The 26,150-nt window shown below is 45.9% G+C and carries 23 protein-coding genes; 15 read left to right on the top strand and 8 right to left on the bottom strand.

What is annotated here, in order from left to right:
• Window positions 1–15 precede the first annotated feature (15 nt).
• Both EXU57_RS20265 and EXU57_RS20260 read left to right on the top strand, forming a co-directional pair.
• Window positions 16–3,270, top strand: coding sequence for a SusC/RagA family TonB-linked outer membrane protein (locus EXU57_RS20265; RefSeq protein WP_133270082.1), 3,255 nt, complete (start codon window positions 16–18; stop codon window positions 3,268–3,270).
• Window positions 3,271–3,304: 34 nt separating this feature from the next.
• On the top strand, window positions 3,305–4,771 hold the full coding sequence (locus EXU57_RS20260) for a RagB/SusD family nutrient uptake outer membrane protein (protein ID WP_133270081.1): 1,467 nt from the start codon (window positions 3,305–3,307) through the stop codon (window positions 4,769–4,771).
• A gap of 137 nt (window positions 4,772–4,908) precedes the next feature.
• Here the strand turns inward: EXU57_RS20260 and EXU57_RS20255 are convergent, their stop codons facing one another.
• Complete coding sequence (locus tag EXU57_RS20255; RefSeq protein WP_207955549.1) at window positions 4,909–5,781, bottom strand: RNA polymerase sigma factor RpoD/SigA; 873 nt, start codon at window positions 5,779–5,781, stop codon at window positions 4,909–4,911.
• Between the two features lie 355 nt (window positions 5,782–6,136).
• Between EXU57_RS20255 and EXU57_RS20250 the strand changes: the two genes are divergently transcribed.
• From EXU57_RS20250 to EXU57_RS20235, 4 genes are all read left to right on the top strand, one after another.
• Complete coding sequence (locus EXU57_RS20250) at window positions 6,137–7,138, top strand: hypothetical protein (RefSeq protein ID WP_133270080.1); 1,002 nt, start codon at window positions 6,137–6,139, stop codon at window positions 7,136–7,138.
• 346 nt (window positions 7,139–7,484) lie between these two features.
• Window positions 7,485–8,039, top strand: a complete 555-nt coding sequence (locus EXU57_RS20245; RefSeq protein ID WP_133270079.1) for a hypothetical protein — start codon at window positions 7,485–7,487, stop codon at window positions 8,037–8,039.
• Between the two features lie 436 nt (window positions 8,040–8,475).
• Window positions 8,476–9,609 carry a P1 family peptidase gene (locus tag EXU57_RS20240; protein WP_133270078.1) on the top strand — a complete coding sequence of 378 codons (1,134 nt, stop codon included), beginning with the start codon at window positions 8,476–8,478 and terminating at the stop codon, window positions 9,607–9,609.
• Window positions 9,606–10,460, top strand: coding sequence for an aminotransferase class IV (locus EXU57_RS20235; protein WP_165958216.1), 855 nt, complete (start codon window positions 9,606–9,608; stop codon window positions 10,458–10,460). The genes EXU57_RS20240 and EXU57_RS20235 overlap by 4 nt, the downstream gene beginning before the upstream one ends.
• Window positions 10,461–10,473: 13 nt before the next feature.
• Here the strand turns inward: EXU57_RS20235 and EXU57_RS20230 are convergent, their stop codons facing one another.
• The 4 genes from EXU57_RS20230 to EXU57_RS20215 all read right to left on the bottom strand — a co-directional run bounded on the left by EXU57_RS20230 (window position 10,474) and on the right by EXU57_RS20215 (window position 14,943).
• Window positions 10,474–10,953: a DUF4112 domain-containing protein gene (locus tag EXU57_RS20230; protein ID WP_133270076.1), complete on the bottom strand. Its 480-nt coding sequence runs from the start codon at window positions 10,951–10,953 to the stop codon at window positions 10,474–10,476.
• 57 nt (window positions 10,954–11,010) lie between these two features.
• A complete protein-coding gene (locus EXU57_RS20225) occupies window positions 11,011–12,276 on the bottom strand; it encodes a histidine kinase dimerization/phospho-acceptor domain-containing protein (protein ID WP_133270075.1) in 1,266 nt (421 codons plus the stop codon).
• A gap of 323 nt (window positions 12,277–12,599) precedes the next feature.
• Entirely contained in the window at window positions 12,600–13,277 is a 678-nt protein-coding gene (locus EXU57_RS20220) for a response regulator transcription factor (protein WP_133270074.1), read from the bottom strand.
• 145 nt (window positions 13,278–13,422) lie between these two features.
• Window positions 13,423–14,943 carry a trypsin-like peptidase domain-containing protein gene (locus tag EXU57_RS20215; protein WP_133270073.1) on the bottom strand — a complete coding sequence of 507 codons (1,521 nt, stop codon included), beginning with the start codon at window positions 14,941–14,943 and terminating at the stop codon, window positions 13,423–13,425.
• Window positions 14,944–15,315: 372 nt separating this feature from the next.
• Here EXU57_RS20215 and EXU57_RS20210 point away from each other — a divergent pair, with 372 nt between their 5' ends.
• Complete coding sequence (locus EXU57_RS20210; RefSeq protein WP_133270072.1) at window positions 15,316–16,032, top strand: 3-ketoacyl-ACP reductase; 717 nt, start codon at window positions 15,316–15,318, stop codon at window positions 16,030–16,032.
• Window positions 16,033–16,403: 371 nt separating this feature from the next.
• Here EXU57_RS20210 and EXU57_RS20205 read toward each other — a convergent pair whose 3' ends face one another.
• Window positions 16,404–17,798, bottom strand: a complete 1,395-nt coding sequence (locus EXU57_RS20205; protein ID WP_133270071.1) for an IS4 family transposase — start codon at window positions 17,796–17,798, stop codon at window positions 16,404–16,406.
• A gap of 312 nt (window positions 17,799–18,110) precedes the next feature.
• On the opposite strand from EXU57_RS20205, the gene EXU57_RS20200 reads away from it, so the two are divergent.
• Complete coding sequence (locus tag EXU57_RS20200; RefSeq protein WP_133270070.1) at window positions 18,111–18,872, top strand: NAD(P)-binding domain-containing protein; 762 nt, start codon at window positions 18,111–18,113, stop codon at window positions 18,870–18,872.
• A gap of 6 nt (window positions 18,873–18,878) precedes the next feature.
• Here EXU57_RS20200 and EXU57_RS20195 read toward each other — a convergent pair whose 3' ends face one another.
• Window positions 18,879–20,075, bottom strand: a complete 1,197-nt coding sequence (locus EXU57_RS20195; RefSeq protein WP_165958215.1) for an alpha/beta hydrolase family protein — start codon at window positions 20,073–20,075, stop codon at window positions 18,879–18,881.
• Window positions 20,076–20,604: 529 nt separating this feature from the next.
• On the bottom strand, window positions 20,605–21,579 hold the full coding sequence (locus EXU57_RS20190) for a GlxA family transcriptional regulator (protein ID WP_133270068.1): 975 nt from the start codon (window positions 21,577–21,579) through the stop codon (window positions 20,605–20,607).
• 117 nt (window positions 21,580–21,696) lie between these two features.
• On the opposite strand from EXU57_RS20190, the gene EXU57_RS20185 reads away from it, so the two are divergent.
• The 7 genes from EXU57_RS20185 to EXU57_RS20155 all read left to right on the top strand — a co-directional run bounded on the left by EXU57_RS20185 (window position 21,697) and on the right by EXU57_RS20155 (window position 26,098).
• Window positions 21,697–22,191 (top strand): DinB family protein, encoded by a 495-nt coding sequence (locus tag EXU57_RS20185; RefSeq protein WP_133270067.1) that lies wholly within the window; start codon window positions 21,697–21,699, stop codon window positions 22,189–22,191.
• A gap of 278 nt (window positions 22,192–22,469) precedes the next feature.
• Window positions 22,470–22,913 (top strand): YdeI/OmpD-associated family protein, encoded by a 444-nt coding sequence (locus EXU57_RS20180; RefSeq protein ID WP_133270066.1) that lies wholly within the window; start codon window positions 22,470–22,472, stop codon window positions 22,911–22,913.
• Window positions 22,914–23,303: 390 nt separating this feature from the next.
• Entirely contained in the window at window positions 23,304–23,840 is a 537-nt protein-coding gene (locus EXU57_RS20175) for an SRPBCC family protein (protein WP_133270065.1), read from the top strand.
• Window positions 23,841–23,860: 20 nt separating this feature from the next.
• Window positions 23,861–24,235: a DUF1801 domain-containing protein gene (locus EXU57_RS20170; RefSeq protein ID WP_133270064.1), complete on the top strand. Its 375-nt coding sequence runs from the start codon at window positions 23,861–23,863 to the stop codon at window positions 24,233–24,235.
• A gap of 26 nt (window positions 24,236–24,261) precedes the next feature.
• Window positions 24,262–24,669 (top strand): VOC family protein, encoded by a 408-nt coding sequence (locus EXU57_RS20165; protein ID WP_133270063.1) that lies wholly within the window; start codon window positions 24,262–24,264, stop codon window positions 24,667–24,669.
• A gap of 49 nt (window positions 24,670–24,718) precedes the next feature.
• The gene (locus EXU57_RS20160; protein WP_133270062.1) at window positions 24,719–25,147 is read left to right on the top strand and encodes a VOC family protein; all 429 of its coding nucleotides are present in this window, start codon (window positions 24,719–24,721) and stop codon (window positions 25,145–25,147) included.
• 495 nt (window positions 25,148–25,642) lie between these two features.
• Window positions 25,643–26,098: a DoxX family protein gene (locus tag EXU57_RS20155; RefSeq protein WP_133270061.1), complete on the top strand. Its 456-nt coding sequence runs from the start codon at window positions 25,643–25,645 to the stop codon at window positions 26,096–26,098.
• The last annotated feature ends 52 nt before the right edge of the window (window positions 26,099–26,150 follow it).

Here is a 26,150-nt window from a genome sequence, read left to right as displayed (position 1 = left end):
AAAAAATCATCAAACATGAAGTATGTTTACTTAACCAGGAGCGTGTTCGTTTCCAGGTTACTCCCCTTTCTTTGTATTTTATTAACCCATTACGCTGCATTTAGCCAGGCTAACTCCAGCGTAAACGGGGTTGTTCGCAACGACCGCGGCGAACCCGTGTCGGGCGTTTCGGTGATTGTGAGAAACAGCACCGCGAAAATCAATACCGGCACCTCTACCGACTCTGCCGGTGTATTCAGGTTTGCCACCCTGCCGGTTGGTAGTGGCTACTCCTTTACCGTAAGTTCGGTAGGGTACGAAAACCAAACACTAGCGGGCTACGAATTGAAGGCAGGCGAACCCCTGATGGTTACCATACAGGTGAAAGAAGCTGCCGGAACACTAAACGAAGTTGTGGTTGTTGGTTATGGTACCCAACGTAAACGAGAGGTTTCGGGCTCCATTGCCTCGCTACGCGCAAACGATTTAAAGGACCAACCCGTTGCCAATATTGAACAGGCGATTGCGGGTAGGCTTCCCGGTGTACAGGTATTACAGAATTCAGGCGCACCCGGCGGAAGCATCAGCGTTCGTATTCGCGGACTCAATTCAATATCAGCTGGTGTAGATCCCTTGTATGTTGTAGACGGCTTCCCCCTGTCGAACGACCTGAAAAACCTGCAGGGTAGTACCGACCTGATTAATATAACAGGTGCAGCAACCTTTCAGAAAGCACCAAACCCGCTGAGCTCGCTGAACACCGATGATATTGAAACCATAGAAGTGTTGAAGGACGCTTCTGCAGCGGCAATCTATGGCTCACGGGCTTCGAACGGAGTGGTAATCATCACTACGAAAAAGGGAAGGAAAGGCGGCGACCCGCTGTTGACTTACAGCAGCTATTATGGGGTACAACAGGTAAGCAAAAAAATAAAGATGATGGATGCCTACCAGTTTTCAAAGCTTGCTTACGATGCTAAAAACAACGCTTACTTAGATGCGGTACCAACGGCAAACATTAACGATAACAACACTGTTCGCGGAAATGCCAACTACCAGCTTCCGCCCGAGATACTGCCCTACCTGAACAATACACCCGGGCTGACAAATACCGATTGGCAGGACGCCATTTTTCGGGCAGCACCTATGCAAAACCATACGCTGTCAGCGTCTGGTGGTGGTGAAAGGGTACAATACTACCTGTCGGGGAACTTCTTTGACCAACGCGGTATTGTGATTGCCTCTGGTTTTAAGCGTTATGGTCTCCGGGCTAACATTAATGCTGACCTTACTCCAAAGCTTAAAGTTGGATTGAACCTTAACCCCTCTTACAACTACCACGACCTGGTGAATACGGAAGGACCGTTTATCTATGATGGTGTAATCAATAACGCGCTAAAAGCGGCGCCGATTTTCCCGGTGTATAATCCCGATGGATCGGATGCCGTAAACTTTCAGAACACCTGGGCCTACAACTACTCGGGTGGTGAAAACCCGGTTGCGCTTGCAACACAGATATCCGACAAGCTGGAACATGTTCGTAACCTTGGTAACATTTATGGTGAGTACGCGCTGTTGAAAAATCTTTCGTTCAGGACTATGCTTGCAACGGACATCAACTATTTCGGCAGGAACTTCTATCGCCCGTCGACCCTGGGCACCTACCGGCCAATCCAACAAGGTGCGCCTACAAATCCGAAGGGCTCGAGCCAGACAGCGATTGCAAAAAACTGGCTGTGGGAGAACACGCTGAACTACAACTTTGATATTGGTCAAAACCATAAGTTCAATACCCTGCTCGGTTATACCTCGCAGAAGAACCAGACCAGCTCGAACCAGGTGGATGCTACCAACTTCCCCAACAACTCCGTTCAAACACTCAATGCCGGCACGGTAAACGGGGGAAATTCATTCCGTTCGGAATGGTCGCTGGTTTCATTGCTCGGAAGGATCAATTACAACTTTTCCGACAAGTACTTTCTTACTGCCAGCTTAAGGCGTGACGGATCTTCGCGATTTGGAGCGAACAACAAGTGGGGTTATTTTCCTGCAGTGTCTGGTGCATGGCTGGTGACGGCTGAGGACTTTTTTGCTGTGCCTGCGGTGTCGGAACTTAAGGTGCGGGCAAGCTATGGTTTAACCGGTAATTTCCAGATTACCAACTATGGCGCGTACGACTTACTTAGTGCAAACAACTATGTGTTTGGAACGGGCAACGGCAGTACCGTAAATGGCGCCGGTTTATCGCAACCTGCCAATCCCGATCTTACCTGGGAAAAGACCTCGCAATTTAACCTTGGTTTGGACATAGGGCTGGTTAAAAACCGGGTATACCTTACCGCTGACTATTACCAAAGCAAAACCAAAGACCTTTTGCTAAACGTACCCACCCCATTGAGTTCGGGTTTTGCCACTGCACTAAAGAATGTTGGCAGGGTAGAAAACAAGGGTGTTGAACTCGGGGTTACCTCGCGCAATACAACCGGGGCTTTTAAATGGACGACCAACTTCAATATATCTGCAAACCGCAATAAGGTTTTACAACTGGGGCCTAATGGTGCACCAATCATATCGGATGGTGGTGTTGCCAGCCTGTTTATTACCCAGATCGGCAAGCCGATTGGCAGCTACTACGGTTATGTAAACGGTGGTGTTTTTATGAACCAAAAGGAAATTGACGAATACCCGCATTACACTACCACTAAGCCAGGCGACCGGAAGTTTATTGATGTTAACGGTGATAAGAAGATCGACGCAAATGACCGGACTTCCATCGGTAGCTATTTCCCGGATTTTATAGCCGGCCTGACCAATGAATTTTCTTACAAAGGTTTCGATCTTTCGATAGTGTTTCAAACGGTGCAGGGCAATGAAATTCTTAACCTGCAACGCCGCTACCTGTTTAACATGGAAGGAAACGCCAACCAGTATATCGAAGCAAATGATTACTGGAAATCGCCAACGGAACCCGGGAATGGAAATGTAATGCGTGCAAACCGCGTGACCAATGCAAACAGTGCACAAATCAGTTCATTTCATGTTGAAGACGGCTCTTTCGTGCGACTCCGCAACCTTACGCTTGGATATACCTTGCAAGGCGCCTGGGTAAACAACAAAATCAAATCACTCCGGCTTTATGTATCGGGTCAGAACCTGTATACCTGGACAAAGTACCTGGGTTACAACCCCGAGGTAAACGCACGTCCTGATAATTCCCTGTCGCAGGGCGAGGATTATGGTTCGTATCCTTTGTCGCGTACGATTATCGCTGGTTTAAACCTCTCCTTTTAAGCCGTACATCTTATAACAGACAACAATTATCTACATGAAAAATATGTTTTTGCTGATACCCGGAATTGCGCTGCTACTGGTATCGTGCAACAAAGACTTCATCAACCTGGCACCGGTATCTAACCAGACCAGCACAACATTCTTTAAAACCTCGGCAGACTTTCAGCAAGGTGTAAACGCCATTTACGACGGGCTGCAGAGCCAGCAGGCATACGGAAAAACGTATTACTACCTAATGGAAGTAAGAAGTGACAATACCGACATTGGTGACCGGGGTGCTAATGCCGGTGTTGCCTCGCAGGTTGACCTGTTTACCGAGGCAACCACCAACCCCTTTGTTACCGATGGCTTTGCTGGTTCTTATGTAATTGTAACCCGTGCCAATGCGGTGCTCGACAGGATTGATGCCGCTGCAATCGATGAGGGCGCCAAAAAACAATTTAAGGGTGAGGCCCTGTTCCTCCGCGCACTATCGTATTTCAACCTTGTTCGATTGTATGGCGATGTACCTCTTGTTACGCGGACACAGTCGCCAAATGAATCGCTGAGCAATAAGCGAAATCCCGTAACTGAGATCTATGCCCAAATCGAATCAGACCTGAAAACAGCAGCAACGCTGTTGCCAGCGACATATACCGGCAACGACATCGGACGCGCAACGGCAGGTAGTGCCAATGGTTTGTTGGGTAAGGTATATGTAACCCAACGGAAATGGAACGACGCGGTAACTGTGTTAAGACTTGTATTACCGACCTATTCATTGTTACCAAACTATGCCGACCTGTTTAGACCAGACAACCAATCGAATGCGGAAAGCGTTTTTTCTGTGCGGTTTAGGAAAGGTCAGAGCCCATCGGAAGGCAATACTTTTTTTAGCGACATGGCACCCATGATCTTTATTAATGGTACAGTTTACTCAGGCGCGACGAATAACCGCCCCACGGTTGACATGGCGCAGGCCTATGAAGCTGGTGATAATCGTTTTGCCGCATCAATGGATACACAATACCTGCGCAACGCAACGACCATCTCGAGGGGACGTTATGTAAAAAAATACCTTGATCTGCCTTCTACAACGGGCGACCAGGGAAACAGCTTCCCGGTGTTGCGTTATGCCGATATTTTATTGCTGCTTGCAGAAGCCTTAAACGAACAAGCGTATAGCGCCTCAACGGCAAATGGCTCACCGCTCTACTACCTGAACCTTGTAAGGTCACGGGCCGGGCTGGCACCGCGCACAGGAACGGACTTACCTACCCAGGTTGCGGTGAGGGAAGCCATTTACCGCGAGCGCCGGGTTGAGCTTGCTTTCGAAAACCATCGATGGTTCGACCTTGTACGCAGAACGGATGCGGTACAGATTATGCAGGCCCACCTGCAAAAGGAATATGGCCTTGCCTCGCCTGCCCTTAGCAACAACCGGCTTGTATTTCCAATCCCGCAAAGGGAAGTTGAGATATACAACGACCCGGTAAACTTTCCGCAGAACCCAGGCTATTAAAACACATGCTGTCACCACGCCGGACCTCTTAGCCTGGTGGATCTTACCAAGGGGTAACCGATAGTGTTACAAACAAAAGCGCCGTACAGATTTGCTGCACGGCGCTTTTGTTTATATAAGGGGTTTAATAAGGGGTACTAACCCAGGAAGACCCGGAGTTCTTCACTGTTTGAAGCGGTCCTCAACTTGGTAATTGCTTTGTCTTTAATCTGCCTTGCGCGTTCGCGGGTAATACAAAAGTGCTCACCAATATCTTCGAGGCTCAATGGGGTTTCCACACCGATACCATAGAAGTAACATAAAACTGTTTTTTGCCTTTCGGTAAGTCCCTGTAGTGAAATGCCAATCTGCATTTTCAGTGAGTCTTCGTACATCAGTTTTTCGTCGGCCTCGGAGGCATTTTTATTCACCAGCACGTCGAGGAGGGTGCTGTCCTCTTCCTCTGATACAGGGCTGTCAACACTAACGTGGCGGGTGGTCATTTGCAAGGCTTCGGCAACTTCCTGGATCGGGAGGTCAAGGTAGTCGGCAATTTCGTCGGTTGTTGGTTCGCGTTCAAATTCCTGCTCGAGCAATTGATAGGCTTTGGTGATGCGGTTAGAAAGGCCAACCTTGTTTAAGGGCAGGCGAACAATACGGCTTTGCTCGGCAAGCGCCTGTAATATGCTCTGCCGGATCCACCAGACCGCATAGGAAATAAATTTGAAGCCTTTGGTTTCGTCGAAGCGTTGTGCTGCTTTGATCAGGCCAAGGTTGCCTTCGTTAATCAGGTCAGGCAGGGTCAGGCCCTGGTTCTGGTATTGTTTTGCCACAGAAACCACGAATCTCAAATTGGCTTTTGTGAGTGCTTCAAACGCCTTCTCATCGCCTTTCCTGATTTTTGCGGCGAGAGCGACTTCCTGCTCTGGCGTTATCAATTCAAGTTTACCGATTTCCTGGAGGTACCTTTCCAGGCTTTGAGATTCACGGTTGGTGATGGATTTGGTGATCCGGAGTTGTCGCATGCTCATAAAGCTTAATTTTAGGGTGATTACTTATTTTTATAGAATTGAAAACGTGGGTTATTGGTTTTCTGCGGGCCGCCCGGGCCTAAGCACCTGCTTCATATTCATTCGTCCCGGGTACTTCGGCAGTTATAGCATAGTGGATTGGAGGTTTTCATAGTCATCAGACTCATGTAGGAGCAGCAAAGCTCTAAAGCCGGGGGGTGTTTTTATAATCGAAGGCTACTAAGCGGAATGGAAAAATTTGCAGTTTTTGCGATTTTTGGAGCTGGGATCTGGCAGGATATGCAAAAACTAATAATTGTGCTGGTTGCAAACCCGGATTTTTAAACAACAGTAACAACGTTTCAAATTTCTCCCGATGAACCCCATAGACTTACAGGTATCTTTCTTTAAAAAGATCAAAGAAAAACTGCCGAATAATATTTCATTGCCCGAGGTGGTCGCCAACTACCTGAACATTAGTAACGACAGCGCTTACCGGCGCATCAGGGGAGAAAAATCACTAACACTCGATGAAATTGAAGTACTGGTAAGCAAAACCAATATTTCGCTGGACCAGTTTTTTAACCGGCGGGGGGCCACCAATGAAATGCAGTTTAGTGGCAACCTGATCGATCACGAGATATTTGACTTCGAAAATTACCTGTCAGGTATTGCCAGCCAACTCAAGCAATTTGCGGAGGCATCGGAAAAGGAGATGTTGATTTTTAATAAAGACATCCCGATGTTTTTGCATTTTATGTTTCCTGAACTTGCTGCGTTCAAGTGCTACTTTTGGAGCAGGTATAATTTAAACAATAGCAAATTCAACAAAGGGCAATTCCTTATCGAAGATTATATCAAAGTGTTTAATACCCTTGGGAAAACGATTTCCGATTTATATACCCAAATCCCGTCAACCGAAATCTGGAACATCGATTGTATAAATTCAACCATTCGCCAAATCGATTATTATAGCCAGTCTAAAATTTTTCGGTCAACGCAGGATATCATTACGGTATACAATTGCCTGGAAAAACAAATTGATCATATTGAACAACAGGTTGAATGCGGCTGCAAATTCGACTATGGCAAAAGTCATAAAACCAATGTGAAGTATACCTTTTTTATCAACGACTATATTCTTGGCGATAACACCTTTCTTGTAAAGCTGGATGGTCAGAAAATGGTTTTCCTTGTAAATAATGTGATCAATTACCTGCTTACTACCTCGCCGGTATTTGTTGATTACAGCTTTCAAACGATGGATATTCTGCTTAAGAAATCCACACTGATCAGCGAAATTGGAGAGCGAGACCGTGAGGCGTTTTTCAATGAATTGCGGGAGAAAATTTATGCGAGAAAAAGAAAGGTAGGGTGAGGTTGGGGAGTGGGTATTGAGGTATTAAGGTATTGGGTATTGAGGTATTGGGTGTTGAGGTAGTTGATAGGTTGATAAGTTGACTGGTTGATAAGTTGATTGGTTGATGGGTTGACTGGTTAATAGGTTGATAGGTTGGGAGAATAATAGGTTGGGAGAATAATAGTATCCCTGGTTCATAGAGTGATAATGCATTCTTGAAGAATTATCATAATCAGATTATTTGTACTTACCTGGTAATGCGTTTTAGGGCTGCTTAAAACACATACTTATGCGATTGTTAATGGCGTGCTGAACCGGCAATTTTGTAACGCATTAATTAATCAAATAAAAACAGGTAATTAAAATGAAAAGGTTGTTTCTTCTTGGTGTAACGATATTAAGTGTTACCCTTTTATTTTCAAGTTGCTCAAAGGATGTAGAGACCGGAACTACAGGCAACACCGGAACCCCGAAAACACAAATCACTGCTCCGTTTGCGGGCAATTGGTCGAGCAATAGTGTTGGTCTTATTACTTACTGGCAGCAGGGTTCTTACAATGGCTCTTATGGCAACACCGTAAATACCGTGCATTTAGGCAGCGACGGAACTGCAGGCTACTATGGCTACTACGAAGGTGCATACAGTACAACTTTCTTCTACCACTACAAGTGCACCGCTGCAAGTAAGCAGGAGGCCGACGGCAGCACAACCATAACACTTTATCCTTATGGCGGAGAACAAATAATTGGCACAACTAAAAAGGCAATCGCAGCAAGCTCACTTTACCCAAACAAGCTCATCGTTCTAAAAAATTGCCAGGTCGTTACCAGCAACGGAAAAACTTTTATTCAATATTATATGGGTAATGAAACCGGCTCTGTATCTTCGACCGTCTCAAGCCTCGAAAGACATTCCTGATATCAGGCATGAGAAAACCTCAACCCCGTAGCTTATTCATCAACCAATACCAACTGCAAACCTGGCTTCACCGCCAGGTTTTTTTTTTGCCCATAGCTAAAAACTTGTCAAGCCAGCTGGCTTTTTTCCGGGGCTCTCATCAAAATATTGCCTTTCAACGGCGGTTGCGGCTATTCGTTGCTACTCCGCCACAATACCGGCACACAAGCCTTCAGCGGGGTATCCACTTCTATCCGCCAGCCCTTCAGCCGTATAACTTTCTTCAACGATTTCGACCGGCAAAACGGAAATTCCTGCAACCTGTACAGCAATGCAGGCAAATGATTCTCTACTGCCGTCACTGAAGCTAAGCGCCCCTGGTTTGCAGGTTTTGCATCATAAGCATAGCTACCTGCCTTAAACGGGGGCAGGTGGCATAATATAGCTATACTTGTACATGCAAAAGTTTTTGCCCATCCTCCTCATCCTTTATGCATTAAACAACGTGAACGGACAAGCTACAAGAAGAGCAAGGGATTACGGGATTAACATCGGGGTGATCCCATCCGGCACCTTGAATGCAATCACGGATGTAGCCGGGGTAAGGGTTGGCCAGGTTACTTTGCTAAAAGGAGATTCAATAAGAACGGGTGTAACCGCCATTGTTCCTTACCAGGGCAATATTTTTCAACAGAAAGTACCGGCAGCCATATTTACCGGTAACGGTTTTGGCAAGCTCGCCGGCAGTACCCAGGTGGCCGAGTTGGGCACCCTTGAAACACCCATCATCTTAACCAACACCCTGAGTGTTGCAACCGCAATTGAAGCCCTGGTAGATTATACGTTAGGGCAACAGGGTAACGAACAGGCTCAATCGGTGAATGCAGTTGTGGGCGAAACAAATGATGGTTGGCTCAACGATATTCGCGGCAGGCATGTATCGAAAGCAGATGTACTGGCAGGGATCACAACTGCCGCCACCGGCCCGGTTAAGGAAGGTAATGTTGGCGCAGGAACAGGTACGGTTTGCTTTGGATTTAAAGGTGGTATCGGCACATCGTCGCGAAAGCTGCCCGACGCCCTTGGCGGCTATACCGTTGGCGTGTTGGTGCAAACGAACTTTGGGGGCGTGCTGCAAATAGATGGTGTACCCATTGGCAAGGAACTAAAGGCCTTTAGCTTTAGCGATAAATTGCTGAACAATGTCGACGGCTCTTGTATGATGGTTGTTGCGACCGACGCACCGCTCGACAGCAGGAACCTTGAACGGCTGGCTAAACGAGCGTTTATGGGGATGGCGAAAACCGGAGGTATTGCAAGCAATGGCAGTGGAGATTATGTAATTGCGTTTTCTACGGACAAGTCTTGCCGGGTTCCCCATCAGCCAACCACCTCAACGTTGCAAGCCGTGGTATTGCACAACGACTTCACTTCTCCCCTCTTTATGGCGGCAATAGAAGCGACCGAAGAAGCGATCATCAATTCGCTCTTTGCAGCAGAAACCATTACCGGTAAGCAGGGGCATATCTCCAACTCCTTACCAATAGAAAAGGTCTCCGACATTCTAAAAAAATACAATCGTATCAAGTGAATAACACAACGGTTATCATCAACGGCGAATTTACCCGGCAGGAAGATGCGGCACTTTACATCAACGATCTTTCCATTACCAGGGGTTACGGGGTGTTTGATTTTTTTAAAACAATAGGCGGTCACCCAATTTTTTTCGATGATCACCTGACCCGCTTTTATGCGTCGGCTGCCTATCTGAACCTGGCAATACCGTTTACTCCCGACCAGTTGAAGGCTCAAATCATGGGTCTTATGGCAAACAATAATATGCCTGACTCAGGGATACGCCTGACGCTAACGGGTGGCTACAGTGCCGACGGATTTAACCCTGGCAAACCCAACCTGGTCATTACCCAACAACCACTTGTGATTAACCCGGAGCTGACGAAAGGTATACGACTGATCACCTATGAACACCAAAGGCAACTGCCCTCTGCAAAGTCAATCGATTACCTGATGGCGATCTGGCTGCAGCCGCTTATCAAACAGGAGGGAGCAGATGATGTATTGTACCACCAGCAGGGCACTATAACGGAATGTCCCAGGTCGAACATCTTTATGGTGAACTACGACAACACCATAGCAACACCGGGCAGGGACATGTTAAAGGGGGTGATCAGGAAACAATTGGTCGAACGCTTAGATCATGGTTACCGCCTGGAAGAACGGGCAATAACACTTGCAGAACTTTATTCCGCAAAGGAGGTTTTTATAACCAGCACTACTAAAAACATTATGCCAGTTATTGCCATCGACCGGCATGTTATCGGCAGCGGGAAAGCGGGCACAGTGAGCACGGACCTAAATCAACAGTTGCAAAAGCTTATTGAGACACCCAATCCTGAGCAGGTGCAAATCTTCTATCCATGAGAATTAACCGAGGCTAGTTAGCAATCAGTGACCAAAGACCGGCAAGCATGGTATACACCAACCAGATTATGCCTGCCATAAACAGGAACATCAGCAGGAGTACGGGTATCACCAGCTTCCAGGCACTACCCCGGTGGCGCCCCTCTTTAAAGTGCTGGTGCATTAACCGCATGTTGCGGGTATTTGCTTTGAAGGCGATATCGAAGATGTCTCCCAATATAGGTATTGCCCCAATCACCGTATCAATTAGAACGTTGAAGACCATTCGCGCCATCACAAAACCGCTTGCACCATTACGCGCCATCAGCAACAGCATATAGCCAGATATCGCGAAAGTAGCCATGTCGCCTGCTCCAGGCACTAATCCAATAATTGCATCAAGTCCAAACCGAAAGTTTGTTCCCGGCACGGAAAATTGCGAGTCCATGATCTTCGCCATCTTGTCGAGATCACGTAGGGCTCGTTGTGAATTGGATACTTGTACGGTTGCCATGAAAGCGTTTATGCTGATGGATAAAAAATGATACCAACCGGAAGCTTCGGAATGTTATCAGGGCTTTTCAATTGTAAAATGGTGTAAACCGCTTTCGGCGTGATAACGGATGCTGAGGCCATGGGCATCAATGATTTTTTTCACGATTGCCAGCCCAAGTCCTGTCGAAGTTTCGTCGCCACCCCCGGATTTCTTAAACCGTTTAAACAACTCTTCCGAAGCAATGGGCGGCAATAAACTGGTATTGCTCACGCGAAAGTGACGGTTGCCTGAGGATATGATGAGGTTACCACCCTTGTAATTGTATTTAACTGCATTGCCAATAAGATTGCTCACGAGCGAGTCTGCCAGGAAGGGGTGGAGACTCAGCATGAAGTCGTCTTCCAGGTGGGTTTCTACCCGAACATCTTTGTCGCGGATGACCTCCTCAAATAGCTTCAGGTATTTATTCGTGGTCTGGGCAAGGCTAACCGTTTCGGTTGTTTCATATTGATTGTTCTCAATTTTCGCAAGTAGCAATAACGATTGGTTTAGTTTACTCAGCCTGTTTAAAGCAGACTCGGCCTGAACAATCGATTGCACCTGCTCATCGTCGAGCCCAGGGTCCTGCAACAATAACTCCAACTTACTTTTGGCAACGGCCAACGGGGTTTGCATTTCGTGTGCCGCGTTCTCCGTAAACTCTTTCATGTTCACATAATCGTTATGGATCTTGCGGGTCATGGAATTGAGGGAAGAATTCAACTCATTAAACTCGGCGATATTCGTTTCAGCAAAGTGTATTGCTTCCATCTTTTGCAATTCAGCCCCACGAATTTTCTCAAGTGAAAGCCTGAAAGGCTTCCAAAGACTTTTGCTGATCAGGAAATTAAAAATTAAGGTGGCCAGGAACAGTGCGGCGAAAACCAATAACATCAGCCGGGTAAGATTTGACACCAGTACGCTTTTTTGTTCCTGCGACTTGCGGATCGTTAGCTTATAAGGAACACCATTGATCGGAACAACATGCGACAGCTGCCTTACCGGTATCCGTTTATTGGCTTTCAGGCTATACCCTATGGTATCAATTATGGTGGGGTAACGTTGTGGAAAATCATCAATGGGATGGATCAGCAGTTCAGGTCCTCGCAGGATGAATGCGGTTCTTGGACTGGTTTGATCTTCGAGGTACCTGATCCATTGAAGTTCATTATTTACCAGGTCGAGATCGTCGCGTTCGTCGAGCTCTTTGCCAAAATAATAAAACAGGTAAAAACCCGCTCCAGCCAGCAACGGAACCATCGCAAGCAAAAAATACAGGGTGGTTTTGGTAAGCAGGCGCATAAAAAGCTGAATTAATATTTATCGAACTTATCTGGCAAAAACTCTTGTACCCAGTCCACATCGGCCATGTTTCGAAGTACTTTTTACAACTATTAGTGGTGTTGTTAGTAAAGCCATTGCTCGCTTGATTTGCCCCTTACAGCAATGCTGTAAAAGCCCCCGACCGAACGAAGTTCATACGGGCGGGCGCCCGGCTGGAGCCATTCGGACGGGTGTGCGACGTCAACGAGTTGGCCAACAATTTGGGATCGCGGTGCAAACGATTTACAATTAGCATACTACTGCTCGGTGTAAAACAAATGGCCTAACTAAACGAAATTGAATCAAATATCCGTAAACCGGTAACCGGTTCCATGTACGGTTTTGATATAGTCGCTACACCCAGCGTCAATAAGCTTCTTTCGAAGATTTTTGATGTGGGTATATATAAAATCATAATTACTTACCTGGTCATATTCATCTCCCCAGATATGGCCTGCGATCGCTGCTTTTGTGAGTACCCGGCGCTGGTTGGCCACAAAATATGCAAGCAACTGGTATTCCTTGTCTGTAAGGTCAACCGTCCGTTCGTTTACGCTTACCAGTTGTGCATCAGCGTCCAGCTTTATTTCATTAAACCTGGTTATCCTGCTGCCGCCAAAATTTCTCCTGCGCAGGATAGCATTGATACGCGCATTTAATTCCGACAAGTGAAAAGGTTTGGTAAGGTAGTCATCAGAACCCAGCTCAAGACCTTTCAGCTTATCCTCTAATGCATTTTTTGCAGAAATGATAATGATCCCTGTTTTGGCCTCCAACTCTTTAAGTTCTTTTACAATATCGAGACCGGTACCGTAGGGAAGACCAATGTCGACCACAACACAATCGTAATTAAAACGGCTCACCTTTTCCATACCCTGGCGAAAGTCTGCCGCAGTTTCACAAACATAATTCTGGTGCTCCAGGTATTGTTGTATGGATTGCCGCAGGCCGGCCTCATCTTCAATGATCAGTATTTTCATTGCTTTAAAATTAGGGTTCACCAGCCAGCGCCCGGAGACCAATTCCCTTTTAAAAGGAAAAAGATCTGCGCTGTATAGCGCACAAAAAAACCCCGCCCTTGCGGGCGGGGAAACTACACTGATCAAAACATCACCACAACAAAACTTATTCTACGCTGTTGAGATCGTTAAGCGCATACTGGTATTCTCTCTGAGGCTGATTAGGATAGATGCCGCTAATCACCGCACTGTTTCCTGCACGCTTTAATGCCGCCTTAAGTTCTTCAACAGAGTTAACATTCGTATCATTTACGCGGGTAATTACAAATCCTTCCCTTATGCGGGTTTGTTCTGTAAGGATACCCTGACCCAGCCCTTTTACAACCACACCGGAATTGATGTTGAGTTGAGCAGCCTTACTTTTATCGAGGTTCTCGAATGAGGCGCCCAGTTGTTCAATCACCTGTTCTGATACACTTGCATAAGTTCCGGCATCGCCTTTTAAGGTTGCTGTTCCGGTTTTTACGCTACCATTACGCTCATAGGTGAGGGAGACTTTGTCACCCGGGCGAAGTGCTGCAATACGGCCCACCATTTCTGTTCCGGTATTTACGGTAACATCATTCAGTTTAGTAATGAAGTCACCTTTTTGTATCCCGGCTTCTTCGGCTGCGCTGCCTTTAGCTACGTCCATCATATACACACCCTCGCCTTCTTTTACATTGTTGTTTTTACGATCCTCTTCACTCATCTGGTCGCTACCAAACATTACGCCCAGGTAGGCTCTTTTTGTGCTGCCATACTTCACAATATCATTCACTACCTTTTGCACCAGGTTTGATGGAATAGCATAAGCATAACCTGCATATGAACCGGTTGGTGAAGCGATCGCGCTGTTGATACCGATCACGTTACCATCGGTATTCACCAGGGCGCCACCACTGTTTCCAGGGTTAACCGCGGCATCTGTCTGAATAAATGATTCAACAGGTGTTTTGCTTTGGCGGCTGTTAATGCCAAGGCTTCTTGCTTTTGCACTTACGATACCGGAAGTAACTGTTGTTTCAAGATTTAGGGGGTAGCCAATTGCGAGTACCCATTGTCCAAGGTGTACATTATCGCTGTTGGCAAATGTGAGGTATGGAAACTTGTTACCTTCAATTTTCAATACCGCAAGGTCGGTGCTTGGATCTTTACCAATTACTTTGGCCTTGTAATCTTTTTTGTTGTTGAGGGTAACGAGTACCTCGTCGGCACCGTCGATCACGTGGTTATTGGTTACGATATAACCGTCTTCACTGATCGTAACACCTGAGCCGGAGGCACGTTGATCGGGAACCCTGCCCATGCTGCCACCCTGGTCGCCAAACATGTCGCCAAATCCGTCACCAAAGAATTCACGGAAAGGATTGTTGCGCATATCAGGTGTAGCTGCCACCTTCTTTGCTTTTTTAAGGGTCTTGATATGTACAACGGCCGGTGCAGCTTTTGTTGCGGCTGCTTCAAAGTCAACCATCGGACTGCTTACCGAGCTTTCGCCATAAGCTGCATTTCTAAAAATCGATGAAGTTGCAGGAGTATTTAAACCCGCAAACTTTTGTTGCTGGTATTCGCTAAACCCCCAGAAACTTGCCAGGGATGTTGCAGCGCTCACCAACACTACGGATAATGTTTTTCTGATTGTCATGGTGTATAATTTGTTTTATTGTTTGCTTTACGAATACAATCTTACGAGCCGGTTCTGAAGCAATTCTGTAGAAATCTGTAAAGGAGCTGTTAAACGAAATGGGCTGAGCAAATAACTTTGCGGCTTGATAAGCGCAATCAAATGGTTATTGTGCCGGTTCATCGGCCTTGTAGCGGGAGCATCCTTCCAAACACTGGCTTGTATCGGGATAACGGGGGATGATATCAGTGAACTGATCTAACAAACGCATAAATTTTCAGCCTGTTTGTAAATGAGGCTGCCCCGAAGTCCATACGATCACCGATGCTGGTTCATTTCTTGTGCAGGTAAGCAATCATTCATAAACGCGGTAACGCTTCAAAAAAAGATATCATGGAATCACTACAAGGAAAAACAGCACTGATTACCGGTGCGGGTAAGGGAATAGGCCGCGCTATGGCAAAAGCACTTGCAAATGAAGGAGTATCGGTCGGTGTAATCGCACGTACCGAGGGCGACCTGCTTGAACTTACCGAAGAAATAAAAAGCGCAGGTGGAAAAACCGCGTTTGCAACTGCGGATGTCAGCGATATCAATTCTGTGAACACAGCTGTTCAAAACATTGCAAATGCACTGGGACCAATCGATATCCTGATTAACAATGCAGGTATAGCATCATTCGGCAAGTTTCTCGAACTCGAACCCGAAGTTTGGGAGCAAATGGTTCGGGTAAACCTATTTGGGGTTTATTATGTGACCCGGGCGGTACTGCCCCAAATGATTGAAAGAAAAATGGGCGACATCATCAATATCTCCTCTACTGCCGGGTTAAAAGGAAGTCCGCTAACCAGTGCCTATAGTGCTTCAAAGTTTGGCGTCATGGGGCTCACCGATTCGCTGATGCAGGAAGTAAGAAAGCACAACATCAGGGTAACTGCTATGGCGCCCAGCACTGTGGTCACCGATCTCGCTAAAAGCGCCAACCTCATCAACAACAACGAAGACAAACTGATGCACCCCGAAGATTTTGCCGAACTGATGATTGCACAACTGAAGCTGAACCGGCGGGTCTTTGTAAAAGATGCGTCGATATGGTCGACTAATCCGTAGGTGGATATTGGTTATTAAAATTGGCGGATTGCGGATTGACGGATTGGGGATTGGGATTTGGGTGTTAAGGTATTGAGGTATTAAGGTATTGAGGTATTGGGATTGGTGGATTGCGGATGGGTGGATTGGGGATTGGGGGTTGGGAATTGAGGTATTAAGGTATTGAGGTATTGGGATTGGTGGATTGCGGATTTGCGGATTGCGGATTGGGAGTTGGGAATTTAGGTATTGGGTATTCAGGTATTGGGATTGGTGGATTGCGGATGGGCGGATTGCGGATTGCAAATTGAGGTGGTGGGTATTCAGCTATTGGGGAGGAAGGCTGAACAACGGATTGCTGTTAAACGGAGCGTCGCCCATCCGACTGGAGCCTACCGTGTACACACATCTTTTTCGATGACCCATCCTTTGTATATATCGTAAAACTTGGTAAGTCCTTCCAGGATTGTTGTTAACCCTGGTTTTCTTTGGGATTGATATCCTTTCCATCCTCCAAGGCGGGCTAGTATCCACATAACCCATTTTGCACTTCTAGTTTTGTAGGGGTTTTTTTGTTTTTCTGTTTTTCCCTGCATTTGTAAGCCAATCGCAGTAAGGCAGCTGAATTCATCTGCTGAAAATGAGCTTACGCTTTCCACTGTTTCTCCCTCTTCTAATTGTATTGCTGTATGAAACTGGAATAATTTAACGGCTGTATCTATAGCCATCAGCGTAAGCTTTCTCAATGCCCAACCACTTTCTAGTTCGCTACTTTCAATATCAAAGTTTTCCTTTTTAACCAGTCGAAACAACTCTTCAATAAACCATCTTGCTGTATACCATTGGATTGCCTGCAAAGCATCAGCAAGGTCTTCAATCTTGCAATTAGTCAGTAGCCTCCAAATTAAGGGATCAGAATCTTTAGGCGGATTAACTTCCCGGGTTTCTATGGCTGTTATCACAGCGCTGTATTCGGGCAGGCTTTTTATTTTCTTGGCCGGACGTTTGACTCTTGTTGTCAACACCCGCACTTCCATTAATGACTCTCTGGCTTTTCTACCATGACTGTCGCCGTCTATCTTTAATTGATACTGACCAATCATAGGTGAGGCTGATAATTGCTCCCACAGCCATCCATTTTCTTCTATCTTTCTTTCACATCTGGACCGGATAATATAAAACTCCCGATTGTCGTTTTTAAAATCTGCTATTTGCTCGTATATATCACCTTCACGGTCCTGAACATGAATAATAGAAGCAGCCTTCTGCAATGTCACATTGCTACATTGACTTCCCTCAATCCACTTATATGACTCTTTTTGTTCAATTGGTGACCTCTTCGATTCTTCATGAGTCAAATCGACCTTCTTATCTCTCTGCCACAACTTTATGTTGGCCATCCCATACGGATAATAACTTTTGGCATCCAGCACCAAGGACAAATGCATCTTAAAGCCCACACCGCCCTTCTCTGCATCGATAAAGCCCAGCCCACTATTAGGCTTTAAGCGATCCTTATGGGTAAAAAGATTGGCCTCACTACTATCATGAATACACACAACAACTTTATCCTCCGATAAACGACAACAACGATTCTGCTGCTCCTTAACAAGATCGCCTTCTGTTACCCGATGATTATGCAAAAACCGGTAATTGCCAATCTGATCAGCTCGATCCTTCGATACACGCTGAATACTGCTGGTAAAGTTTCTTAGTAGTGAACTTGAGAAACTCCTGCAACGCATCTCCAAACGCTTGTCTATCGCTCCTTGAAAGTTAATGGTCAATGTATCTTTTTACTCAAAGCTATAAAATAAAGATGTGTGTACACGGTAGGACTGGAGCAACCGGGCGGGCAACCAAAGTCGCCCAAAGTCAAATGCTGGGAACCGAAAAAACCATCATTGTTGCGTTGTCCCGGAGTACTTGATTGCGAAATTGGTGTTATGGTAACAATTGATTGTTTGATTGATCCGTTATTGGTCGCAGCCAGGCGTATTGGATTAAACCGGTACGATCTGGCTACAACCGGTCATTTCGTTGCAAGAACAATATCCTTCGCTGGTTTAACTTGAGACGGTTTACCAACAATAACTGAAATGAAACTCGGATTTATAGGAACGGGGAAAATTACCGACGCCGTTGTTCGGGGCTTTTGTACATCAGCAGTAGCTGGGGTTGAAATCTTCGTTTCGCCGCGTAATACCGGCATTGCAAACGCCCTTGTTGAAGCATTTCCGAATGTACAGAAGATGACTACGAACCAGGCCGTGGTTGATGCGGCAGAAATCGTGTTTGTTGCTGTTCGGCCTCCGGTGGCGTTAGCTGTACTTTCGGAACTGCGTTTCAGCTCGGCCCAGCAGGTGATTTCCTTTGTTCCACTGCTTAAGCAAGCTGATTTATTTGCTGCGGTACAACCTGCCACCAGGGTTGGCAGGGCCATCCCACTACCATCGGTAGTTTACCACAACTGCCCCATCCCACTCTTTAACATCAGCCCACAAATCGCTGAACTTTTCCGTTACATTGGTCAACCGTTGCTAGTAAACAGCGAAGCCGAATTGCACGCCATCTGGACGTTAACCGGCCTGATCTCGCCTTATTATCACCTTCTTTACGAGCTAAGCAAATGGACCATCAGTCATGGGGTAGCAGCAGAGACTGCGCACCAATATGTTGCCGACCTGTTTCAGTCGCTTTCCCATATGGCGCAACAACAACAACCAATCGACTTTAAAAAATTAGCCGCCCATGCAGCCACGCCAAATGGCATGAACGAACAGGCGGCTAAGGAGATTACTGAAAAAGGTGCACACCAGGTGTATGCAGCAGCATGCGACCGGTTGCTTACCCGGTTTTAACCCCGACTATTTATCAAGCGATAACATCCAGGGCAAGGCATTCAACATCATCGGTTCAATACTACTGGTGTGGGTGCCGTTGGGAATAGGGAAAAACTCAACATTGTTTGCACCGGCAGCCTTAAAGCGATTGAAAGTGCTTACCGTGGTATTATAAAAAACAGCTTCATCGTTTGTACCATGATACAACCGCGTCGGGCTTTTTGGCACCCAGGTCAAAAAGCTGTTGTTGGTAAGTGCCTGCTTCAACGTGGTTTCGGCTGTTGGCACCGTAAGGTTTGCGTAAAATGTTGGGTTGAATAAGGCCGACGTTGTTGTGGTAAGTTCGCTGTTTACCTGTGCCTGGTCTTTAGAGCCATCGAGCAACGCTGGAATCTTTGATGCATATGGTTCTTTAAAAAAGTCGCTGTATGGACGGTTCCAGTTGTAAGTGGTATTGTAAGATTGCAGCAGTAAGGCCAGGAATGCCGGGCTGGCGTAGGTGGGCGCACCGGCAATCGTCGACAACATGCCAGTAAGGTCGTAGCCCCCTGCGCCGGCAGCAACCGCAGAAATGGGCAGGGTACTGGCATTATTCGTTTCCAGTTCTTTTTGTGCGGCCATGGTCACGTAGCCACCCTCAGAGTATCCCACCAGGAATAGCCTGTTGGATATCGCAACTTTTTCGGTCTCCAGGTAGTGTTTCGTGGCCTTTATCATGTCCACAACCGTTGTTCCGGAAAGTTGCATATCGTAATAAGGATGCTTAACATTTGTTGAAACACCAAAGCCAATATAATCGGGTATCACGGTAACAAAGCCGCCCGCTGCAAATAGTTCGAAGCCGGTGAAAGCAGCCGGAAAATTCGATGGTGCTTCTGTATACTTAAACATCGTTCCATGTTGCGCGCTTAGCATCGAAGGGGTACCCGGAAAATTTTTGGGAATAGCCAGCAAACCGGAGACATTAATCAGGTTGCCCTTATAGTTTGTTTTGTAGATGATCTTACGGAAGTCGACATCATACTTAATTTGCGACACAAATTGACCATAGCCGGCAGTTACCGCCTGGGCCTGTAAAAGTGTTTTTGGAATAGTGGTTATGCTGGTAGCCGACACAAACAGCTCACTGCCGGTCGGCGGAGTGTCCATCTTGTCCTTCTGGCAGCCAACAAAAACGAGGAACACAAAGAAATAACTTACGAACCTTACTTGTTTTTTCATATAATCCATTGGTTAGGCATCTAAATTAATTTAATTATCCGAAAGCTTCAATAGAGAGTGAAAATCATTGGAAAACGCCTGATGCTTTTAGTTAATTTTTGTGAACCGGCGGGAGAAAGCCGGGAAGCTTTGGTTCCCCGCCCGGTTGCACCAGTCGGGGAGCGACGCTCCGTTTTACGGGCATATCATTGGGGATCAGCTATCCGTTAAACAAGTTACCCGCACATACTAAATGCCTTCGTCAAGTACACATCATCGTTAATAAAGTTCGCAGAGAATTGAACTATTATCCCCGGGTACCTTGCAAATGACTGAAAGCAATAGAAATGACTGTTGCCAACCTGTTGCCAGCGGGCAACCATATTCCATAGATGTCCTGTAGTTGGGTCCAAAAAAGAAGAATTGCTGAACGAAACGACTTTGCATCATGAATTCCATTTTTACAATGGTTCACAAACAAATTGCGTCTCAACACCAGGCAAACATTTGTCGGCAGAACCGGTGTTATCCTGGTTCCAACACGCCGTTATCAGGCAATCGCCCGGTTGTACTTATTACGGTATTGCATGGGTGAAAGACCCGTGACTTTTTTAAACGTTATCCTAAACGCCTTTGGATCGGAGTAGCCTACTTTATACATTACCTCGTTAACATTGTTTATCGACGACTCGAGGCTGAGTTTGGCCGCTTCCATCTTCACCCTTTGAATGTACTCCACCACGGTATTGGAGGTAACCTTTTTGAAACGGCGCTCGAAGTTGCGGCGACTTAAGGCAAGCATTGAAGCCAGGTCGTCCACGGATATCTTATTTTCAAAGTTTTTCTCTATATACAGTTGTGCCTGCCGGATGGCATCGTCGGCATGGCCCTTTTCGCCTTCGAAGATCATAAACGGCGACTGGCTTCCACGATCGATTTCAATGGCAAAAACCTTGGCTGATAAAACGGCAATTTCCCTACCCGCATATTTCTCAATCAGGTACAATATCAGGTTGAGGTAAGAGAACGCCCCGCCGCTGGAGTAAATCCCGTTTTCGTCAGTAATAATTTTTTCTTTCACCAGGGTAACCTCAGGAAACATACGTGCAAAATCATTTGCCGCCATCCAGTGTGTTGCACATTTTCTTCCCTTAAGCAAGCCCGTTGAAGCTAGTAGAAATGCACCCAGGCAAAGACTTGCGACTTCGGCACCACCCTGGTACTGCTTTGTGATCCACGGCAGAAAATCCTTGTTTTTTTCTATAGCCTGCGTGATTTCGCCATCAATCGCAGGAATAATGACCAGGTCGGTTTTGGCTACGTCATCTATCACCACGTCGGTGTTAACGGTAAACAAACCACCGGTCAGCGGAGTTTCTCTTGATAGTCCCACCAACTGCACGTGAAATATCGGTGCTTCTCCCCTCGCTTTAAAGAACTCATTTACCTGTGTAAACAACTGGCGGGAACCTTCAAGGCTTCCTAGAATTGCCCCCTTGGGTACAAGGATGGATATGTGCTTCATCTTTCAAATGTAAGCAAATCTGTTGGCGCAATCAACCTCCCTCATTGCCGTTTTTACCCCTCAAAAGGGCGGCCTTTTGCGAGTAGGTTTGTATGAACATTTTAAAACAACAGCCTTATGGAAACAACAACCGCCACCCCCCGTACATATGCCTTGTTAACGCTCTACGACATGCATACCGATTTTTTTCCAAGGGCGCTTGAAGGTATCAAAGACTCCGATGCACACAACCGGCTTAACACGAAAGCCAACCATGTTGCCTGGCTGACGGGCAGTCTTGTTCAACAACGATTCGAACTGGCGAAAGACCTGGGTATCGAAAGAAAACAATCTGCCTATGAGCTGTTCTGCGATAACAAAGGAATACAGGACGACGTTATCTATCCATCGCTCGAACAATTTAAAATAGACTGGAAGCTGATCACGCCCATTCTTCGTAAAGCAATGGCCGGGGCAACCGACACACAACTGGATCGGACCATAGCAATGCCTGGTATGAACATGAGCTTCTACGAGCTCATTTCGTTTATCACCTATCGCGAAGCAAACTGCATCGGGCAAATTGCATTATGGCGCAGGTTACTCGGCTATAGCGCCATGAACTATATGTAAATACGGTTTTACTTTAACAGCCAGGGTGAGGCGTTAACCGCCTCCTACCCATGACCTGGAAAACAGGCGACAAAATCCAAACAACCGCCACGCTCTTTGAATGAACAGCCGAACGTTCAACCTTTCCTACGTTTTATGCACCAGCTATTGCGCAACGAATGGCTTTCGTATATATTAGCAAACAAAACGTTTATTCCTGCTTGCACTTGCAGGTAAATCCTTGACCGGAACTGTCTGCAGGGTTGTCTGGCAGCCTGTCTAACCATCAATAAATTGTTATGAAGTTTCAAGCAACCCTGCAGCTACATGGAAAAACAGCAACTGGCCTCGAAGTACCTGCAGATGTTGTTACCGCACTTGGAAGTAGTAAGCGCCCGGCAGTACAGGTTACCATCAATGGTTATACTTACCGTTCAACAATAGGACCGCGGAATGGCAGCTATATGTTACCTGTTAGCGCCGAACACCGAACCGCTGCTCGTATCGTGGCTGGTGACAAGATAACCGTTGAAGTGGTCATCGACAATGAACCCCGGGAAGTAAACGTGCCCACAGATTTTACAGAAGCACTCAACAACAACATGGCCGCCAAAACAGCGTTCGATAAAATGTCGTACAGCCATCAACTGCAACATGTACTTGCCATAGATGGTGCAAAAACCCCGGCTACAAGACAAAGACGGATCGACAAGGCAATAGAAATGTTGGCAGGGGGCAATTAAACAATGAGGTTGTTGGCTATGAAGCAGGATCGTTCATTGTAGTTTGTTAAGCCAGGTCGTCGCTTTATATCGCGCGTTTTCTAATCTTCCAAACAGCATAACCAGGGTGTGCAATCTGGCATGTTACCTAACCCTCACCTTGTCTTATAAACGACTTTATAGTATACAATAGGTTCTTCGATACACCTTACCTGAACACCTTTACAGCATTGCAGAAAATCAAATAGCTATAGAATGCGCTCCTGCACCGGGAGTTTTATCAAGGCAATAGAACGTAGAAACCAATGTCGCATAATGCCCCTTCATTGTCGTTTTTACACCCTTGACAAGCTAAACATTGGTACTAGCTTTACAACAGCAAATAAGTACAAAAAACTAAAACCCTTCGCCATGAAAGTCTTCCGGAAAATCGTTGCCGTCATTCTGATCCTCATTGCCATTCCGCTGGTAATCGCCCTGTTTGTAAAAAAGGAATATACCGTGGAACGGGAGCTTACCATTAACAAGCCAACTGAGCCGGTATTTGAATACATCCGCCACATCAAAAACCAGGACCATTACAGTAAATGGGTTATGACGGATCAGGCAATGAACAAGCAGTTTAAAGGAACCGACGGAACCGTTGGTTTTGTATATGCCTGGGATAGTGAAAATAAGAACGCTGGAAAAGGAGAACAGGAAATCAAATCAATTACCTATGGCAAACAGGTGGATATGGAGATCCGATTTATCAAACCATTTGAGGGTATCGCAACCACCTACATGCGCACGGAACCGGTAACCGAAAATCAAACAAAGGTAAAATGGGCAATGAAGGGACAGAATAACTACCCCATGAACTTCATGAACCTTTTTATCGATGGGATGCTCGGAAAGGATATGGAAACCAGCCTCGCAACCCTAAAGGGAATTCTTGAAAAGTCCTGACCTAAACTACAAAAGCACAAATGAAAAAGGCGGTAATCAATGGAACGGATCAGGTAGATGCTTATATGAAAAATCTGGAACACCCACTCAAAGCCGAGATAGCAGTAATCCGCGACATCTTATTACATGCAAACAAAAAGATCAGGGAAAGGGTAAAGTGGAACGCTCCGAGTTTCTATTACAAACAAGACATGGCAACGTTCAATCCCAGGGCAAAGAATCATGTTCATATTGTGTTTCATCATCCATCTATCGAAAGTATTTCTTCGGCCATTTTAACCGGCGATTACATTGGGCGCCGGATGGTTTACCTACATAATACGGAGGAAGTGAATAGTCAAAAAGCGGAGCTCGAAAACATTATGAATGAACTGGTAAACATCATAGATAAATAATTAACCCACACAAAAACAAAGGCACAATGGCAACAAAAATGTTTCTCAATTTACCTGTCGAAGATCTCAATAATTCTATTGAATTCTTTACAAAGCTTGGCTATACTTTCAACCAGCAATTCACCAACGAAAATGCAACCTGTATGATCATCTCGGAAGACATCTACGTGATGTTGCTGGTAAGGCCATTTTTCAAATCGTTTATCACAAAAGAAATCGCCGATACAAAAACGAGCGTTGAAGCGATCACCTGTTTGTCTGCCGACAGCAAAGAACTTGTAGATCAAATGATCAGCAAAGCGATTGACGCAGGCGGAACAACTTACCGCGAACCGCAGGATATGGGCTTCATGTATTCTCATGCTTACCAGGACCTCGATGGCCATCTTTGGGAAATTGTTTGGATGGATCCCGCAGCCGTAAACCCCGCCTAGATGCCGCTGTAATACAAACAACAATTCCAGTTAACAAACAAATACAACAATGCCTACGATTAATCCCTATCTCCACTTTAATGGCAATGCCGAAGCGGCATTCAACTTTTACCGTAGCGTGTTTGGGGGTGAGTTTAAAATGATGTCGCGATTTAAAGATGCACCCTCGCAAACGCAGCTTCATGCAGGCGAAGCAGAAAAGATCCTGCACGTTTCACTACCCATTGGTAATGGAAACCTGTTGATGGGCAGCGATGTGCCGCAGGCCTTCGGCGAAGTAACGTTTGGAACAAACTTTAACATCAGCATTAGTACGTTTGATGAGCCGGAAACAGACCGGGTGTTTGCTGCTTTGTCTGACGGCGGAACACTAAATATGCCACTCGAAAAAACATTTTGGGGTGCCTACTTTGGAATGTGCAAGGATAAGTTTGGCGTTCAATGGATGGTAAGTTACGAGTCGAATCAACCCGGCTAACCCTGCAGCAAATAAGTCCATACCTGAATTTTAATTGCAATCGTGGGAAAGCATGTCAATCTCGAAAGCATGTCTGGGCGGCGGGATGGTTGTACACATTGTTGTTGATACACCGGTGGCTGCACTATGTCCGATCCGCATGCACGACCAGGTTATGCATTCAATGTTTAACCAATAATTTCTTTTCTCTTGGTTACTGGTATAGTTGGTTTTCGCGGCGATTCCAGGGATACCAATGTTGCGAATTCTAAGAATGATAAAAGCAAAAAAGAAGTTAACCGTTTATATAATCTATTGAACCTGGGTGGAACACTTTTCCATTCTTTGCAGCTCATAGTTTGGGGAGGCTTGATCACAACGTTCTCCAACAAATTCGGTTTGCCGAGGATATCACGTACGAAAGCTAAGATCAACCAGAGCTGCACACCTTGATGAGCTTGCACTAAAAAATTCTCACCGTAATCCAATTATACCTGAACAATTAAATATCCAATCATGAAAAGTCTATTTCGTTATTCGTCGCTGAACACAGATGTTGCCACCTTGTTGTTACGTTTAATTTTTGGTGGCATGTTCGTGCATTATGGTTATGGAAAAATCATCGGCTACGATCAGATATTGCCCATGTTTGGCGACATCATTGGTATCGGGTCTAAGCTGTCGCTGATACTGGTCATATTTGCAGAATTCTTTTGCGGTCTCCTGATAGTACTGGGTCTTCTTACAAGACTTGCTGTTATACCGGTGTTTATAACCATGATCGTAGCCTACTTTATCGCACATGCTAATGATCCATTTGATGTAAAGCAACTTGCCTTTATTTTCCTGCTATTGTGTTTGCCGGTGTTTATTCTTGGTAGTGGTAGATACTCACTCGACTACTTATTTGGTAAGAAGAAATCCCATCAAATTAGTCCTGGTGCAGGTGCTCTGCATCGCGCAGTAAACTAACCCGGTGCAGGTCACGCCGGAAACCGCATCTTCGTAAACCAATGTTTTACAG

This window comes from Segetibacter sp. 3557_3 (assembly GCF_004354985.1).
In the GTDB taxonomy this organism is placed as follows: Bacteria; Bacteroidota; Bacteroidia; order Chitinophagales; family Chitinophagaceae; genus Segetibacter.
Note: the sequence above shows the minus strand (reverse complement) of the source record. Positions and strands in the feature narration are given on the sequence as shown.

Excerpts from the sequence above, each read along its gene's own strand:
- EXU57_RS20265 (WP_133270082.1), top strand. The coding sequence starts at position 16 with ATGAAGTATGTTTACTTAACCAGGAGCGTGTTCGTTTCCAGGTTACTC.
- EXU57_RS20260 (WP_133270081.1), top strand. The coding sequence starts at position 3,305 with ATGAAAAATATGTTTTTGCTGATACCCGGAATTGCGCTGCTACTGGTA.
- EXU57_RS20255 (WP_207955549.1), bottom strand. The coding sequence starts at position 5,781 with ATGAGCATGCGACAACTCCGGATCACCAAATCCATCACCAACCGTGAA.
- EXU57_RS20250 (WP_133270080.1), top strand. The coding sequence starts at position 6,137 with ATGAACCCCATAGACTTACAGGTATCTTTCTTTAAAAAGATCAAAGAA.
- EXU57_RS20245 (WP_133270079.1), top strand. The coding sequence starts at position 7,485 with ATGAAAAGGTTGTTTCTTCTTGGTGTAACGATATTAAGTGTTACCCTT.
- EXU57_RS20240 (WP_133270078.1), top strand. The coding sequence starts at position 8,476 with ATGCAAAAGTTTTTGCCCATCCTCCTCATCCTTTATGCATTAAACAAC.
- EXU57_RS20230 (WP_133270076.1), bottom strand. The coding sequence starts at position 10,953 with ATGGCAACCGTACAAGTATCCAATTCACAACGAGCCCTACGTGATCTC.
- EXU57_RS20225 (WP_133270075.1), bottom strand. The coding sequence starts at position 12,276 with ATGCGCCTGCTTACCAAAACCACCCTGTATTTTTTGCTTGCGATGGTT.
- EXU57_RS20220 (WP_133270074.1), bottom strand. The coding sequence starts at position 13,277 with ATGAAAATACTGATCATTGAAGATGAGGCCGGCCTGCGGCAATCCATA.
- EXU57_RS20215 (WP_133270073.1), bottom strand. The coding sequence starts at position 14,943 with ATGACAATCAGAAAAACATTATCCGTAGTGTTGGTGAGCGCTGCAACA.
- EXU57_RS20210 (WP_133270072.1), top strand. The coding sequence starts at position 15,316 with ATGGAATCACTACAAGGAAAAACAGCACTGATTACCGGTGCGGGTAAG.
- EXU57_RS20200 (WP_133270070.1), top strand. The coding sequence starts at position 18,111 with ATGAAACTCGGATTTATAGGAACGGGGAAAATTACCGACGCCGTTGTT.
- EXU57_RS20195 (WP_165958215.1), bottom strand. The coding sequence starts at position 20,075 with ATGAAAAAACAAGTAAGGTTCGTAAGTTATTTCTTTGTGTTCCTCGTT.
- EXU57_RS20190 (WP_133270068.1), bottom strand. The coding sequence starts at position 21,579 with ATGAAGCACATATCCATCCTTGTACCCAAGGGGGCAATTCTAGGAAGC.
- EXU57_RS20185 (WP_133270067.1), top strand. The coding sequence starts at position 21,697 with ATGGAAACAACAACCGCCACCCCCCGTACATATGCCTTGTTAACGCTC.
- EXU57_RS20180 (WP_133270066.1), top strand. The coding sequence starts at position 22,470 with ATGAAGTTTCAAGCAACCCTGCAGCTACATGGAAAAACAGCAACTGGC.
- EXU57_RS20175 (WP_133270065.1), top strand. The coding sequence starts at position 23,304 with ATGAAAGTCTTCCGGAAAATCGTTGCCGTCATTCTGATCCTCATTGCC.
- EXU57_RS20170 (WP_133270064.1), top strand. The coding sequence starts at position 23,861 with ATGAAAAAGGCGGTAATCAATGGAACGGATCAGGTAGATGCTTATATG.
- EXU57_RS20165 (WP_133270063.1), top strand. The coding sequence starts at position 24,262 with ATGGCAACAAAAATGTTTCTCAATTTACCTGTCGAAGATCTCAATAAT.
- EXU57_RS20160 (WP_133270062.1), top strand. The coding sequence starts at position 24,719 with ATGCCTACGATTAATCCCTATCTCCACTTTAATGGCAATGCCGAAGCG.
- EXU57_RS20155 (WP_133270061.1), top strand. The coding sequence starts at position 25,643 with ATGAAAAGTCTATTTCGTTATTCGTCGCTGAACACAGATGTTGCCACC.